This window comes from Paenibacillus sp. FSL P2-0173, assembly GCF_038008045.1.
GTDB lineage: Bacteria > Bacillota > Bacilli > Paenibacillales > Paenibacillaceae > Paenibacillus > Paenibacillus polymyxa_B.
Genome location: NZ_JBBOYK010000001.1, coordinates 1,371,106 through 1,386,244, shown reverse-complemented (window position 1 = coordinate 1,386,244; position 15,139 = coordinate 1,371,106). Strand labels below are relative to the sequence as shown.

The window sequence follows — 15,139 nt, the reverse complement described above, 5'->3', positions numbered from 1 at the left end:
GAGTCTAAATTTTCGCACGATGACTCTACGAGAAAATTTGTTTATACTTTAACTACTTAATAGTGAATGCAATGGATATGAGGTGGAAGCTAATGATTCTGGTAAGTTCGTGTTTGGCGGGCATGAAGGTACGATATAACGGGACCGATAGCCTGGATGTACATATTCAAAAGTTGGTAGAGGAAAAGAAGGCTATGACAATCTGTCCTGAGCTTTTGGGGGGCTTTGTGACTCCGAGAGAGCCTGCTGAGATTGTTGGAGGGACAGGGGAGGATGTGCTGAACGGCACAGCCAAGGTGGTCGAGTTTTCAGGCAACGATGTCAGCGATATGTACATTAGAGGTGCGTACGAAGCCCTGAATATAGCCAGAGAGGTTAACGCAAAATTTGTTGTTTTAAAAGAAAATAGCCCGTCCTGCGGATCAGCAGCAATATATAATGGGTCATTCGAAAACCGTAAAATAGCAGGTAACGGGGTAACCTCGGCTTTGTTAAAAAAGGAAGGCTTTAAGGTCATATCGGAAGAACAAATATCGGATATTTTCTTGGATTAAATATGAAATGGTAGATCAAGCGCCTTGCTAGCTTACAGGCTTATACCTGCGAGCGCAAGACGCTTGTTTGTGCTGTGTGTCGCTATACAATTAGACATCACATTATTTAAGCTTTAATGCAAGAATTCCTAGGTATTCCTTGAGGGCTGTTCCGGTTGTAGACATGGCCCCAGCAGACGGCGAGAGCTTGCCAGCATACAGTGCCAGCTTTTCACTTGCCAGATAGTCGGTAGGATAAGCTATGACCTGCATGCCTGCACGCTGAAATTCCAGTGCAGCACGTGGCATATGGAAAGCGGAGGTCACCAGAACAGGTCTAGTGAGTTGATGTTTTCCCAAAATTTGCGATGTATATACGGCATTTTGCTGTGTGTTCAAAGAACGGTTTTCGATCAGAATGTCCTTTGCCGGAATACCGAGTCCTAGTAGCTGCCTCTGCGCAATATTTGCTTCATTACCACTGTCTCCAAACACTTGCCCGCCGGAGAAAAGAATAGGTAAGCCTGTTGCTTCGTGCAGTCGGGCCGCAGTGAGCAGTCGATTAGCCGCAGATCCTAGCAGATTGCCTTGTCCATTGATGTCGGGGGTTCCCTGTGTGGCTCCGCCCCCAAGTACGACAATGACATCGCCTTGAACGGTACGGGGTTGTGAGTACTGTTTTTCCAGGCTACTGATTAACAAATCTCCAGCCAAATTGGTCGAGGAAACATACAGCAGCAATGTGACAAGAAGCAATACGACCGCAGGTATACGTGCCCTTTTCCATAGCCAGATCACGAGCCCTGCCATCACCAGGATGAACAAACCGGGAGGGAGCACAAAGCTGTACAAAAATTTGATGATATAAATCAAGTGCAGACAACCTCCTATCCTTATAAGCTTTATCTATCTTTTTGGTATATTGTAACATAGGAAAATGACTGGATTCCTCTGTCCGAAGACATACCTCGATGAACAAGCGGGCATGAAAGGTGGAGCTTTCCAATACATATTTTTTGTTTGATAAAGTTGTTCTGTAGGCGTAGTATATAAAGTCTAGTGATTTTTTTCATAGAGGAGCGAGAGCGTCATGGGAGAGTTAACGACAGCCAAGCGGATAATGATGATCGCGCTGCTGGTTGTATTATGGGGCATTTCTTGGCCCATTTATAAAGTGGCATTGGAATTCACACCTCCATTGTTGTTTGCAGGGCTACGTACACTGCTGGGCGGTCTGCTATTAGGAGCAATTTTAGTACCGAGATGGAATCGCATTCGTTGGAAAGAAAATTGGCGGGTGTATGCTATTTCAGGTATTTTTAACGTGGTACTGTTTTATGGCCTGCAAACAGTGGGACTGATGTACGTCCCCTCCGGCTTGTTTTCTGTGCTGGTATATCTCCAGCCTGTGTTGGTCGGTATTTTTGCATGGATGTGGCTAGGGGAAGCGATGTCCAGACTCAAGGTGATTGGATTGATCATCGGATTTTTGGGCGTTGCAGCTGTCAGTGTGGGCGGATTTTCAGGGCATGTGGCTGTGGCAGGTGTAATCATCGCCATTATTACAGCCGTGAGCTGGGCATTGGGAACGGTATATGTGAAAAAGGTAAACCAGCGTGTGGATTCGCTGTGGCTGGTTGCATTCCAATGTACACTGGGAGGCATCGTGCTGACGGGAGCTGGAACGGTGACGGAAAACTGGTCGGATATCGTATGGAATGTCCCGTATGTGTCAGGGCTGATATTCGGCACGGTGTTGGGAATTTCACTTTCCTGGTTGCTGTATTTCACACTTGTTAATTCAGGGGATGCGAGTAAGGTTGCGTCTTATACGTTTTTGGTGCCTGTGATCTCGGTGTTTGTCAGCTCGTTGGTGCTGGGCGAAGCGATTACGGCTTTCCTGCTTATCGGGTTAATCTTAATCGGGCTTAGCATTTATTTGGTTAATCGCAGAGCGAGAGTAGTACGACAAGCTTGAGCGTAGTAGTTGAAACCAAGAGATTGAAAGATAGAACTTGAAACTATAGTAACAACAAGGGACTCTTGCACAGTAGCAGGGTCCCTTTTTATATGCCGACAGGAGACACAGCTACGTGGGCTTTGACCTGCCTAATTCGAGAGTTTAAGGGGTTTCCTCCCTGGGGAGTTGGTTAAGATTATGATATGGATGACAGCATACAACCAAGCAAAGAAGGGAGATGCGGACGATGGCACGAAAATTGTTGATTACAGGTGCAGCAGGTACAATTGGGAAAGTATTGTATGAAGGGCTAAAAGCGGAAGGTAAATATGAAATAATCGCTGCTGATGTGAAGAGGGATGAAGAGGCAGGGATTGTGGAAATGGATATACATGATGCTGCACGACTGGCTGAGCTTACACGCGGAGTGGATACGGTACTGCATTTTGCATGGATCAAGGATGAAGGGGATTTCCTCGGCAAAGTGCTGTCTGGCAATGTTAGTGGAGCCTACAAGCTGTATGAAGCTGCGGTGAAAAATGGGGTAAAACGCATTGTTTTTGCCAGTTCCAATCATGCCACAGGGTTTTATAAAGTAGGCGAAAGTATAGATGTAGAAGATCCCTACCGACCCGACAGTTTTTATGGATTGAGTAAGTGCTACATTGAACTGTTAGGACGGCTGTATGCCGATCAGGGCAAAATATCTTCAATGAATATCCGTATCGGAAATTTTCCTGGAGATGATCGGCCCCATTCGGAGCGCGCCGCTCATATTTGGATCTCCGAGCGCGATATGATCCGTCTGACTGTCTGCTGTATCGAAGCTCGTCCGGAGATGAGCTATCTTAATTTGTACGGTACGTCAGCCAATACGGATAATTATTATGACATTGGCTACTTGGAAGAACTAATCGGATATAAGCCGCAGGATAATGCCGCTGAGCTGCTGGAGCAGGCAAAGAAAATCGGATTTTGGGTAAAACAGGATGAAACCACATTCCAGGGTGGGCAAAAGGAGTAGATTAGATCGTTCAAATATGCTTTATGAATAGGCTTAAGGCGTCGATTAGACGCCTCATATTACACAAAACTTCACAAATATCCGAATTGTTCACTCCTCAGGACACTCCTTTGTTCATGAAGCATGAGAGGCTTCACTTTTCATTTTGAATGCGCTTACATAAAATATAGTTATACGGCGGCGGTGCTACAAACTTTGCTGTCGGTAACGTATACAGAGGGGGAGTGACTCACATTGAATCAGCCTATGCCCAAAAATTCTGCAATGCTTACAACGGATTCCCGCCTGAACGGTAAGAGGCTGGGAACGGGTAGAAAACACGGGTTCTTCTATGAACTGTTCCGCAATCGGGTATTATTTTTGATGTTGTTGCCCACTTTAATTTTTTTCTTCATTAATTCCTACATTCCTATGGTGGGTATTTATTATGCATTTACCCAGTTCGACTTTAATACCAGCCTGTTTGATGCCAAGTTCGTCGGACTCCAAAATTTTCGCTTTCTATGGCAATCCGGCACGCTGACAAAACTGACATTGAATACGGTCGGATACAATGCAGCGTTTATTTTACTCGGTAACGTGCTAGCGATTGTTCTCGCTATTTTGCTGAATGAGCTGAGAGGCCGCTACTTTAAAAAGATCGCTCAATCCGTGATGTTCCTGCCTTATTTTGTTTCTTTCGTTATTCTAAGTGTTATCGTGTATAACATATTTAATTATGATAATGGTTTCCTGAATACGCTGCTGCTGCAATTTGGTGGTGAACGCGTGGATGTATACAACAAACCATGGGTATGGATTTTCCTGATTATCCTGTTCTATTTATGGAAAAATCTCGGCTACAGTATGGTGATCTATCTGGCAGCGATTACAGGTATCAGTGACGAATATTATGAGGCAGCTAAAATGGATGGGGCCAACATTTTTCAACGAATCTGGTACATTACCGTTCCTATGCTTAAATCGACATTCGTTGTGCTGCTGTTGTTTGCGCTTGGTAGTATTATGAAAGGACAATTTGATCTTTTTTATCAGTTAATCGGCAACAATGGGGTGCTGTACAATACGACGGATATTTTGGACACTTATGTGTACCGTTCGCTGAAAGTGACTTTTGATGTGGGGATGGCTTCGGCGGCAGGCGTATACCAATCATTGTTCGGCTTTGTACTGATCATGACCGTGAACTATATCATCCGCAAGTTGAACGACGAGTATGCCTTATTCTAGAAAGGAGGACCCAAACGGATGGCGATCAAAGAGGATGTATACACTCGAATTTTTAAAATTATCTCTTATGTGATTATCATTATTGCTTCCATTGCTTGTTTACTCCCGTTTCTACTTATTATTTCGGCTTCACTGACCAGTAATGAATCGATTATCAGGGATGGATATCACTTTATACCACAGCAATTCTCACTGGAAGGTTACCGGACGGTGTTCACCTTTCCTGAAGAGGTGTTAAGGGCATACGGGGTGACGATTTTTACCACGGTTGTAGGTACGACGTTGGGCCTGTTCCTGATGACGATGGCAGGATATGTGCTGGCACGCAAAGATTTTAAATACCGTAATGCGTTTTCATTCTATATTTACTTTACGACGCTGTTCGGAGGCGGTTTGGTACCTTGGTACATTATGCTGACGAAGTATTTAGGATTGCTTGATACGTATACAGTGCTTATTTTCCCGGGATTGATGACTCCGTTTCTGATCATTTTAATGAAAAACTTCATTCGTTCCTCCATGCCGGAAGAGCTGTTCGAGTCCGCTAAAATTGACGGTGCGGGTGATTTTAAAATTTACTATCGAATTGTGTTGCCTTTATCTACACCGGGTATTGCCACTGTGGGACTGTTTCTGGCCTTGGCTTACTGGAATGACTGGTTCTCATCCTCACTCTTTATTAACGATCCGCATAAATACCAGTTGCAATATTATCTGTATAATGTAATTAACTCCATGCAATTTATCGCTCAAATGGGTGCAGGTACTGGCGTAACCCTTTCCAACGATATGCCGACAGAGTCGACCAAAATGGCAATGGCTATCGTGGTTACCGGACCTATTTTGCTGCTGTACCCGTTCGTACAGCGCTATTTTGTTAAGGGATTGACCATTGGTGCGGTAAAAGGCTAAAGTGGCACTCAAGGACTGTGATGGCATGACGTGCTGACGTTGTGCCATCTAAATAGCACTCTTTGTAAGCGTTTTATTTAATCAGACTACCATTTCAAAGGGAGGATTCACATGACATTCACAAAGAAAAGAAAACAACGCATGTCCATCCTGATTGCAGTAATGGTCATCACGGCGCTATTAGCCGGATGTGGAGGAGGTAGTGGAAACAGCGCTCAAAAAGCAAATGGAGAGGATGATAAATCCCAGAAAGTACAGCTGCAATTTTATATGCTGGGGGATGCTCCTAAGGACTTGCCTACCATTGAGACAGAGATCAATAAGTTGGCGGAAAAAGATCTGAATGCCACCGTCAAATTTAACTATACGACGTGGACAGACTGGGATCAAAAATATAAGCTGTTATTGTCTTCGGGTCAGCCTATCGACCTGATCTTCACTGCAGATTGGACGCAGTATCAGGCCTATGCCAAAAAGGGCGCATTCCTGCCGCTAGACGATCTGCTGCCTAAGGCTGCACCTGCCTTGCAAAAATTTGTGCCTCAGGACATGTGGGATGGAGTTAAAATCGGAGGCAAAATTTATACCGTGCCTGGCACGTATAAAGAATATGTCACAAACGGTTTTGTATGGCGTGAGGATTTACGTGAGAAGTACAATTTGCCTAAACCGACAGATATGAAAAGTTATGAGGCTTATATGGATGGGATACGTCAGCATGAGCCAAATATGAAAACCGTATCTCTGAACAGCGATATCAAGGGAAATCTGCATGATCGATATACCGAATTAGTAACGAAGAGTGTGGGCACACTGCCTTACGGTATCGGTATTAAATACGAAAAACCAACAGAGGTATATAAATTTTGGGGCTCGGATGAACAAAAGGAAGAGCTGAACACTTACAAACGCTGGGCCGATAAAGGATTCATTCCCAAAAACGTATTAAACGTAAAAGATACGCTTCAGGATCAAGTGACTTCTGGTAAAGCAGCGAGTATTTTCGGTGACAATCCAACCCGGTTTAATGATATGGTCATTAAGCTCAAAGCATCTCACCCGGACTGGAAGCTCGAGTACTACCCATTCCCTTTGACGACAGGTTATGCAACTCCAGTGCATCCGATTCATAACGGCTTTGCGATTCCAAAAAGCAGCCCGAATCCAGCGCGCGCATTGGCCTTTTATGAAAAGCTGGTGACGGACAAACGCTATAACCTGCTCACGCAATATGGTATTGAAGGCAAAAACTACGAAGTCAAAGATGGTTACTACCAAATGATAGGTAGCGGCAGTACTAATGGATTTTCACGCGAAGGTATGAATAGTTGGGCTTGGCGTAACCCGGAATACATGCTGTTTGATTCTGGCTTTGACCGTGTGAAGAAAATTTTTGCCGAGCTGGATAAAATCCAGAAGCCTGACCTGTTTACCGGCTTTGCAGAAGACTACACGACATATCAAGCAGAAAAAGCAGCTCTAGAACAGGTTGAGAAGCAATATCTGTATCCGCTCCAAGCTGGACTGATCGACAATGTAGATCAAGGCTTGCAGACCTTCTTGCAAAAGGCAAACCAAGCTGGTTTGGAGAAAATTCAAACCGAATATACAAAACAATGGGAAGCCTATGTAAAGGAGAAGGGGATTAAATAAAACATAAAGAATTGTGATAAAGAAAAAAGCAAGTCTCCAGAAAGTTGGAGGCTTGCTTTTTTAATGTCAGTCTATTTTTTGGGAGCAATGTTCCGTTCTCGGAGCAGGCGTGTAGAGCAGTTTACTTATTGCGCATTTGCTTTAGAACGGCGAAAATCTGTCGGTGTTACACCCAAGCTACGTTTGAACATACGATGGAAATAAGAGCTACTCGCAAATCCGGTTTGTTCTGCTACGTCAGCTACGGACCAGTCGGTCTGTTCCAGCAGCTCACAGGCCTTGCGAATACGAAGTTGTTGGATGACGTCCACGATAGTTGACATGGTCTGTTGCTTATATAGCCTACTGACATAGATCGGCGACATATCCAGTTCTTCCGCAATCTGATTGAGACAAAAATTGGGATCCGTATAGGCTTGCTCCATTCGTTCATTAATTTGCCGTACCAGTCGTTCCTGCTTCGTGTTTCGTTTTTCCGATAGACTGGAGCGAATATGATCAAAGACCAATTGATAATGATCAATAAGATTCTCAGCGGTCTCTAACCGATCAGCGGATGGTAATTCAGATTTAGATTCTATAGCAAATCCATTGAGCTCACTGATATGCCGAACAGCATTATTTACACTCATGATGAGCCGGGATATCGCCACTTGAACAGAGGAAAAAGGATATTTTTCCATATGCATCAATAATTCTTTGAACATACTGTGTGCATCCTCCGTATGACCAGACAGTAGCATATCTAGCATTTTTTTCTCTTTATCGGCTGGATATACGTAAGTATTTTGGATATCCTCCTCTGTAGTGTTTTGCGCATTAATAATGCATCTGTGCCCCTGAAAAAATCGGTGCATAGATGCGTCTTGTACTTGGCGGTACAGCAGATGCAGCCGTTCTGGTTGACTCGTGATGGCACTGTAAGTTAATGAAACACTCAGCTTCAAATATTCAAAGCAAGCTTCACGTATTTGGCGTAATAAGGTTTCTAGCAGTACAGTGTCTGTATGTTCTGCGGGATCGAGAATGTTAAGCATCAGCAGTACACTGTCCTCATCCATATCAACGGTCTCCACCTGGTACGTCTGTCCGCATATTTCAGAAGCAATGTTCATGATTGCAAACTTATAGGGTAGCAGATCAGGTCCACGTTCGCTTTGCCATCGGGTATATTCATCTATGCGCAGCAGCACAAGGCGGTAGTCTTTGTCAAACTGGAACGTAATCCCAAGCTCGCGCAATCGTTCCGGTTCTTCACCGGTAGGAAGATTTCGGATTCCCCGGATCACATTTTTCAAAATGTTTTGCCGGATCGTGTACATACTGTTTCGTTTCTCTGATTCCAGTGAATTCATATGCACAACAATTTGGCCAATAGGCGTATACAGCATTTTGGACAGCAGCCACGAAGCCACGAATCCTGCCAATGCAATGATGGCGGCTATCAGTAACATCGCATTACGAATAACACTTGCCATTTTGATAACGCTTTCATATGGTGTGACACTAATATACTGCCAACCTAGTCCATCTGGAGAGGTGTAGGAAATGAGTGATCTTTTACCATGAAAGTCTTCTACAAAATAGCCTGTTTCTTGTTTTTTGACTCTCGTGTGCAGCCATAGCTGTTCTTTTTCGTTCAAAGTTTCGTCTGTCAATGTTGTACCAGACAACAGTCTGCCCTGATCGTCTAAAATATAAGCGGTCCCGCCTGAGATTGGATTCGCCGCCATTTCCTTGTTCATCCAGGCCGCCGACACATTCACAATCACAGCCGAATTTATCGCTTCGTTCGAGTTAATTGCGTCATAACATAAATACGTATAGGCTGCGATATCTGGGCTTGCTTGCTCTACTTCAGCTCCGGAGTCTGAGGCAGACAGCAGTGGATACGTGCGTGGAATAGGCGTAAAGGGTTTATAGTCCTGATAATGATCCAGCACGCGAATGATATCTGTATCAGCCAGTTCATGTTTGCTGAATAGCCCGTTTTGACCTTGTGAGGAAGCAATGTAGAAGGTGCCGCTTTTAGGGTTAAACACGTAGATGGATTCGATATACGGCATGGAGTTAAGATAATTGTTCAATTCGGTCATGGCAGCGGTTACATCATATACATTAGGTTTTGGATAATACAACAACTTGGACAGGGTACTGCTGCGATACATTTGGAATGCCAACGACTGAGCAATAGATGTCATGTTAATAACCTCTCTGCTTCTCAACGTCAAGCTGTTGTGATTGGCCTCGAATGCCTGCTCCTTTTCCACGCGAATATAGTAAAAATAATACACAGTGGTGGATACCAGCAACGTTAGCGTAATACATAACGTAATGCTGACCAGCAATTTGCTGTGAAGCTTGTGATGCTTTTTGAAATTGCTCATATGAACAGGCCTCCTGTCTGTGTGCACGTAGCTGTAAAGTACACCCTATTTATGTATTCATTATACGTGTGATCTTGTGAACAGGACAGTGAACAAACCGATTCTTTGTGAAAAATAATAATTTTTTCGTAAAAAGGCCAGGAACACTTATACGCATTGGATTGCGTCGGTTCCCGGCCGGGTTTGTCTATTCAAATAAAAGAAGAAAGATGACGGTACTACAATTAGTCAGGAAATTGAACGTTACCTTTAACGATATAGGCTCCGCCTGTACCATTTTCCGCTAGAGCTGGGATTGTATCGTTCAGCACGACACCACGAATGTCCGTAATCCGTATTTTCAGAGGTTGTTTTCCTAAGTTAGTACCTAGAAAGTGGTTGTAATCCTGTTTTTCGAGATTGAGCCATTGTCCGTTTTGTTGGACTTCCATCTTCAAGACCGGATATTTATGATTGCGTACTTGAATGGCTGCCCACCATTGGCTGCTGCCTTCTTTAATGCGGTAGGAGACATTGCCGTTAACCGGAGCTTTGACAACTTTCCATGAAATATTGATTTTTCCGTCTATTTGATTTCCAATCAGGTTGAACGCGTTTGGGGACAGATCGAGCGCGCCACTTGGACCTTCAGGGTAAAGATCAGTTACATATACGGTTGTTTTCCCTTTGGGACCTTGAACTTCCAAATAGGCTCCAGCTAATGCAGCTTTGATTCCGTTATAATTCAGTTGTGTGCGGTTAAGCGCTGTAATTTTGGCATCCGTAGGGATGGGATCAAGCAGTAATGCCCCTCCAGAGTAACCTGATCCCGTATATGTGGCGTACCCCGTGTATGTATCATTCCAAGCAGCTGAAGCGGGAAGGGCGAATAATACAAGACTTAGCAACGATGTCAGACCGATGGTTTTGAACTTTCGGAACGTCGATTTTTTTTGCATAATCATTTCCTCCTTATTCATTTAATAGATTCATATAGTAAATATAAACACTATATTACCTAATATTTCAAATTATACAATAGGACTTTGAGGCAAAAAGAAAATATTGAAGATGTTTGTCAACATACTCATAGGCCATATGTCTTGTTGAACTGTGCTCTTTTTCGCAGAAGGTTTGCAGGGCAGCCGCGATAAGGTCAGGAAGATGTAGCCTTATAACAGAGGGCAGGGCTGACTGGAGAGTAAGCACAGAGGAGGGGTTTAATAATGGGGACGAAACTAGGACTTTTGAATGAAGTCTTTTAAATAGAATAAGCGAACTATTGTTCTCCTTTTGTTTGTCGTATACAATCGAATCATGCTGATTCAAATGGAGTGATGTTGAACTCTGTTGTATGCTGCAACGAAAGGATGTTTTGCACCATGATGGGAAGAGCCCATTTGATTATTGGAACCGGGGTCTCCCTGTCGGTATTAGCTCTAAGTGGATACGAAGTGACCCCGGCTGCCGTGGCAGCTGCTGCGGTCGGTTCACTGTTGCCGGATATTGACGAGCCTAACTCCATGCTCGTGAGCCGAGCGCTACCAACCAAAATGCTTAGGCTCGTACAGCTTCTAATGATTGGGGCTGCTGGTTGGGTATTTTTCACCCGTTTGGCTCCACCGCCATGGAATCTTGTGTTGGCTTTGCTGATGATTAGTGCTTCTTTTATGCCTTCACGATCCATGCGCAAGGTTATTATCTTTTTAATTGGTATCGGCCTAGCCTGGTATGGAGAATCATATGCACCTTGGAATTATATCGCCGGGTGTCTGCTGATCATTTGTACGTTAGTCCCACACCGGGGGCTGACACATACGGTATACGGGACAGTCGCATGGACTGCGCTGCTTTATGGTACGACACGTTTGCACGGTGACAGCATATGGTTGGCTGGAGGTATGGCGTACTTGCTGCATTTACTGGCAGATTCCTTGACGAATAATGGAATTAAACCTTTGCCGCCGTTTAAATGGAAGCTGCGATTTAAATTGATGAGTACTGGAACCCGGAAGGGAGCTAAGGTAGAAAACGTCTGCGTTGCTTTAACTGCTGTACTTGTAGTGATTGCTTTGCTTCGTTATAAGCATTTGATTTGATATGTTCTATCTTTTGTTTCTATTAAATTAAAAAAACAGTCAATGCACGTTGTACGTGTCTTGACTGTTTTTTTATAGATTGCGATTCTCTGTTACACCTTAGGCTCGTTCAATAATGGTATTCAGCGTTGTACGATCCAGATTTTGAACCAGCTTGATGATCAGCTCTTTGGCTGCATCATAATCATCAGTGTGAATAATGGACGAGGAAGTATGGATGTATCGTCCACAGATGCCTATGACGGTGGATGGCACGCCAATTCCGCTCAAGTGTACTTGGCCCGCATCGGTTCCCCCTGTGGAGATGAAATATTGATACTTGATTTTGTGAGTTTCCGCCATGTCTTGCACGTATTCCACAATCCCGCGATGTGTAATCATACCCGGATCAAATACCCGCAGCAGTGCGCCTTTACCGAGGTGCCCGTAAGCATTCGGGTCGCCGCCCATATCGTTAGCCGCACTGCAATCCAGTGCAAAGAATATATCCGGCTGAATCAGATTGGCCGCTGTGCGTGCACCACGCAGTCCCACTTCCTCTTGAACAGTGGCCCCCGCATACAATGTATTGGGAAGCTTTTCTTTTTCTTTATGTAACGCTTCAAGTAGTTCAATAGCCAAGCCTACACCGTAGCGGTTATCCCACGCTTTAGCCATGATTTTTTTAGGATTTGCCAGTGGAGTGAAATCACAGATCGGCGCAATGGCCGTTCCTGGTACGATCCCCAGATCTTGCGCTTCTTGTCTGCTGTCTACGCCGATATCCAGATACATATGCTTGATGTCCATAGGTTTGCTGCGTTGCGATTCATCCAGCAAATGAGGCGAGACAGAGCCAACTACACCGATAACTGGGCCTTTTGGAGTTAATACTTGAAGACGTTGTGACATAATGGCTTGGCTCCACCAGCCTCCAACCGGCTGAAAACGAATCATTCCATTTTCCGTAATACCATTCACGATAAAACCGACTTCATCCAGATGGCCTGCCACCATTACTCGTGGTCCACTCTCTTGGCCGCGAAGCACCCCAAAAAGACTCCCCAATCGATCTTGCACGATTTCATCGGTATAACCGGATATCCGTTCCTTAACCCATGCCCGCAACTCACGCTCATGTCCAGGAATGGAAGGAAACTCCGTTAAGGTTTTAAACAATTCCAATGTTTTTGATTCCATGATGTATACCTCACTCCTTATTAATTAACCAGTGGTCGTCATGTATTCAGTATGAATGGATTTGTATCGAATGTCCACGATATCATTTTCCTGACATAACATTTCTCCAAAAAGCTCATAATGAAAAAGACCCAAGCAATTCGAACCGCCAAGCGCGAAAACTTACAGACAAGGGGTGGTGAATGATGCCAGCTAAATCAGGGCAGCGCGGTTTTCGTACCAATACGTCGCCGCTGTCCATAAATGAGAAGGACTATCAGAATATTTCACAAAAGCATGAACCCTCGAGGAAAGTATTTGCCAATTGTGTGCGCGCTTTTCTGGTTGGAGGCGGGATATGTGTGATTGGACAGGCGATTCAAGAGGCTTTTATGGCAGGAATGCACATATCAGCCAAGGAGGCCGCCCCGCCAACCTCATCCATGATGATCTTGCTGGCGGTCATATTAACCTGTATCGGGGTTTACGATAAGGTTGCCCAATGGGCGGGCGCGGGAACCGCTGTGCCAATTACAGGCTTTGCTAACTCCATGTGTTCGGCTGCATTGGAATATCGTTCTGAGGGACTGGTGCTCGGAGTGGGCGCGAATATGTTCAAGCTGGCAGGCTCAGTTATCGTATTCGGGGTGGTGGCCGCATTTATCGTAGGCGTTATATATGCCATCCTTGGTGTGGGAGGCAATCACTTATGAGAAGACAGGGAGGACAAACCTGGAAGTTTGAATCAAGACCGCGCATCATTGGAAGTGCCACCGTTGTGGGCCCGGATGAAGGAGAGGGACCGTTATCCACAGATTTTGATTATATTTATGACAATATAGAAATCAACGAGAAAACGTGGGAAAAAGCGGAACGTAGATTGATTGAGCATTCTACAGAGCTGGCGCTAATTAATGCGAATTTGAACAAAGAAGAAGTACAGTTTTTTATTAGTGGTGATCTGATGAATCAGATTATCAGTAGCTCCTTCTCGGCTAGCAAGCTGGCCATTCCCTATTTGGGTGTTTTTGGAGCCTGCTCAACATCAATGGAAAGCTTAGCCTTAGCCGCACTTATTGTGGACTCAGAGGCCGGTGACTACGTGATGGCGGGTACGACCAGCCATAACTGTACTGTAGAAAAACAATTCCGCTATCCTAATGAATACGGATCACAGAAGCCCCCTACGGCTCAGTATACTGTTACCGGTTCCGGCGCCGCAATTGTAGGACATGCCAAGTCAGGGACGGTGGTGGATTGTGCTACCATTGGACGTGTAATGGATATGGGCATTAAAGACCCCTTTAATATGGGTGGAGCAATGGCTCCCGCGGCTGCGGATACGCTGTTGTCTCATTTTCGAGATACTGGCCGTGACCCTGGTTACTATGATCTCATTGTAACGGGCGATTTAGCCTCAGTGGGGCTACCGATTGCCAAGGAGCTGCTCAAAAAAGATGGGTTCGATATGAATCAGACGGAATTTAATGATTGCGGTTTACTGATTTACGATATCAATAAGCAAAAGAAAGTCATTGCAGGAGGCAGTGGTTGTGGCTGCTCGGCTGTTGTAACCTACGGGCATTTGTTGAAGCGGATCGAAAAAGGAGAGCTGCAAAAGGTACTGGTCGTGGCGACCGGAGCGTTATTATCTCCTTTGACTACACAGCAGGGTGAAAGCATTCCTTGTGTTGCACATGCTGTAGCTTTTGAAGCGGGAGGAACGGTATGATATTTCTATGGGCTTTTTTAGTGGGTGGTGCCATTTGTGTCGTAGGCCAGTTGATGATGGATGTGTTCAAAATGACGCCGGCACATACGATGAGTACGTTGGTAGTTGCAGGTGCAATTGCTGATGCTGTTGGGATATACGATCCGCTTATTAAATTTGCAGGGGCGGGTGCGACCATTCCAATTACCAGTTTTGGTAACTCACTTGTACACGGCGCATTAACGGAATTGGAGAAGGACGGATGGTTGGGTGTCATTACAGGGATCTTTAGTCTGACAAGTGCAGGAATTTCCTCTGCGATTATTTTCTCTTTTCTGGCATGCTTGTTTGTTCGTCCAAAAGGAAGCATATAGAAGCAGCGTACTTAGAAATGACATAAAAATAAATGATTATATACATGTGCCCTTCGGATCTAATGACCGAAGGGTTTTTAATTGTTCTGCACATGAAAGATCGAAAGAAGGATGGAGTT

General features: G+C 44.6%; 14 protein-coding genes. 10 read left to right on the top strand and 4 right to left on the bottom strand.

What is annotated here, in order from left to right; translation table 11 throughout:
- The first annotated feature begins 92 nt into the window (after positions 1–92).
- Positions 93–554: a DUF523 domain-containing protein gene (locus MKX30_RS06105; RefSeq protein WP_023989548.1), complete on the top strand. Its 462-nt coding sequence runs from the start codon at positions 93–95 to the stop codon at positions 552–554.
- A 102-nt stretch (positions 555–656) separates the two neighbouring features.
- Here the strand turns inward: MKX30_RS06105 and MKX30_RS06100 are convergent, their stop codons facing one another.
- Positions 657–1,406, bottom strand: a complete 750-nt coding sequence (locus tag MKX30_RS06100; protein WP_068942413.1) for a YdcF family protein — start codon at positions 1,404–1,406, stop codon at positions 657–659.
- Between the two features lie 217 nt (positions 1,407–1,623).
- Between MKX30_RS06100 and MKX30_RS06095 the strand changes: the two genes are divergently transcribed.
- The 5 genes from MKX30_RS06095 to MKX30_RS06075 all read left to right on the top strand — a co-directional run bounded on the left by MKX30_RS06095 (position 1,624) and on the right by MKX30_RS06075 (position 7,312).
- Entirely contained in the window at positions 1,624–2,511 is an 888-nt protein-coding gene (locus MKX30_RS06095; RefSeq protein WP_028540427.1) for a DMT family transporter, read from the top strand.
- A gap of 229 nt (positions 2,512–2,740) precedes the next feature.
- Entirely contained in the window at positions 2,741–3,517 is a 777-nt protein-coding gene (locus MKX30_RS06090) for an NAD-dependent epimerase/dehydratase family protein (RefSeq protein WP_053325807.1), read from the top strand.
- A 234-nt stretch (positions 3,518–3,751) separates the two neighbouring features.
- Positions 3,752–4,747 (top strand): ABC transporter permease, encoded by a 996-nt coding sequence (locus MKX30_RS06085; protein ID WP_023989544.1) that lies wholly within the window; start codon positions 3,752–3,754, stop codon positions 4,745–4,747.
- A gap of 18 nt (positions 4,748–4,765) precedes the next feature.
- Positions 4,766–5,659, top strand: coding sequence for a carbohydrate ABC transporter permease (locus MKX30_RS06080; RefSeq protein WP_013311212.1), 894 nt, complete (start codon positions 4,766–4,768; stop codon positions 5,657–5,659).
- Between the two features lie 111 nt (positions 5,660–5,770).
- On the top strand, positions 5,771–7,312 hold the full coding sequence (locus MKX30_RS06075) for an extracellular solute-binding protein (RefSeq protein ID WP_023989543.1): 1,542 nt from the start codon (positions 5,771–5,773) through the stop codon (positions 7,310–7,312).
- A gap of 125 nt (positions 7,313–7,437) precedes the next feature.
- On the opposite strand, the gene MKX30_RS06070 is transcribed toward MKX30_RS06075, so the two are convergent.
- Complete coding sequence (locus MKX30_RS06070; protein WP_209942952.1) at positions 7,438–9,699, bottom strand: helix-turn-helix domain-containing protein; 2,262 nt, start codon at positions 9,697–9,699, stop codon at positions 7,438–7,440.
- Between the two features lie 224 nt (positions 9,700–9,923).
- Positions 9,924–10,637: an expansin EXLX1 family cellulose-binding protein gene (locus MKX30_RS06065; protein ID WP_053325805.1), complete on the bottom strand. Its 714-nt coding sequence runs from the start codon at positions 10,635–10,637 to the stop codon at positions 9,924–9,926.
- A 423-nt stretch (positions 10,638–11,060) separates the two neighbouring features.
- Between MKX30_RS06065 and MKX30_RS06060 the strand changes: the two genes are divergently transcribed.
- Positions 11,061–11,777 carry a metal-dependent hydrolase gene (locus MKX30_RS06060; RefSeq protein WP_023989540.1) on the top strand — a complete coding sequence of 239 codons (717 nt, stop codon included), beginning with the start codon at positions 11,061–11,063 and terminating at the stop codon, positions 11,775–11,777.
- Between the two features lie 99 nt (positions 11,778–11,876).
- Here the strand turns inward: MKX30_RS06060 and MKX30_RS06055 are convergent, their stop codons facing one another.
- A complete protein-coding gene (locus MKX30_RS06055) occupies positions 11,877–12,956 on the bottom strand; it encodes a M42 family metallopeptidase (protein ID WP_023989539.1) in 1,080 nt (359 codons plus the stop codon).
- A 185-nt stretch (positions 12,957–13,141) separates the two neighbouring features.
- Between MKX30_RS06055 and spoVAC the strand changes: the two genes are divergently transcribed.
- From spoVAC to spoVAE, 3 genes are read left to right on the top strand one after another with little or no spacing between them, the layout of a single operon-like run.
- Positions 13,142–13,648: a stage V sporulation protein AC gene (gene spoVAC / locus MKX30_RS06050; protein WP_023989538.1), complete on the top strand. Its 507-nt coding sequence runs from the start codon at positions 13,142–13,144 to the stop codon at positions 13,646–13,648.
- On the top strand, positions 13,645–14,667 hold the full coding sequence (gene spoVAD, locus MKX30_RS06045) for a stage V sporulation protein AD (RefSeq protein WP_023989537.1): 1,023 nt from the start codon (positions 13,645–13,647) through the stop codon (positions 14,665–14,667). Before spoVAC ends, spoVAD begins: the two co-directional genes overlap by 4 nt.
- Entirely contained in the window at positions 14,664–15,020 is a 357-nt protein-coding gene (gene spoVAE, locus MKX30_RS06040) for a stage V sporulation protein AE (protein WP_013311204.1), read from the top strand. The genes spoVAD and spoVAE overlap by 4 nt, the downstream gene beginning before the upstream one ends.
- Positions 15,021–15,139: the final 119 nt, after the last annotated feature.

Coding starts and splice junctions, on each gene's coding strand:
- MKX30_RS06070 (WP_209942952.1), bottom strand. CDS start 9,699: ATGAGCAATTTCAAAAAGCATCACAAGCTTCACAGCAAATTGCTGGTC.
- MKX30_RS06090 (WP_053325807.1), top strand. CDS start 2,741: ATGGCACGAAAATTGTTGATTACAGGTGCAGCAGGTACAATTGGGAAA.
- MKX30_RS06065 (WP_053325805.1), bottom strand. CDS start 10,637: ATGCAAAAAAAATCGACGTTCCGAAAGTTCAAAACCATCGGTCTGACA.
- spoVAC (WP_023989538.1), top strand. CDS start 13,142: ATGCCAGCTAAATCAGGGCAGCGCGGTTTTCGTACCAATACGTCGCCG.
- MKX30_RS06055 (WP_023989539.1), bottom strand. CDS start 12,956: ATGGAATCAAAAACATTGGAATTGTTTAAAACCTTAACGGAGTTTCCT.
- spoVAE (WP_013311204.1), top strand. CDS start 14,664: ATGATATTTCTATGGGCTTTTTTAGTGGGTGGTGCCATTTGTGTCGTA.
- spoVAD (WP_023989537.1), top strand. CDS start 13,645: ATGAGAAGACAGGGAGGACAAACCTGGAAGTTTGAATCAAGACCGCGC.
- MKX30_RS06060 (WP_023989540.1), top strand. CDS start 11,061: ATGATGGGAAGAGCCCATTTGATTATTGGAACCGGGGTCTCCCTGTCG.
- MKX30_RS06095 (WP_028540427.1), top strand. CDS start 1,624: ATGGGAGAGTTAACGACAGCCAAGCGGATAATGATGATCGCGCTGCTG.
- MKX30_RS06105 (WP_023989548.1), top strand. CDS start 93: ATGATTCTGGTAAGTTCGTGTTTGGCGGGCATGAAGGTACGATATAAC.
- MKX30_RS06080 (WP_013311212.1), top strand. CDS start 4,766: ATGGCGATCAAAGAGGATGTATACACTCGAATTTTTAAAATTATCTCT.
- MKX30_RS06075 (WP_023989543.1), top strand. CDS start 5,771: ATGACATTCACAAAGAAAAGAAAACAACGCATGTCCATCCTGATTGCA.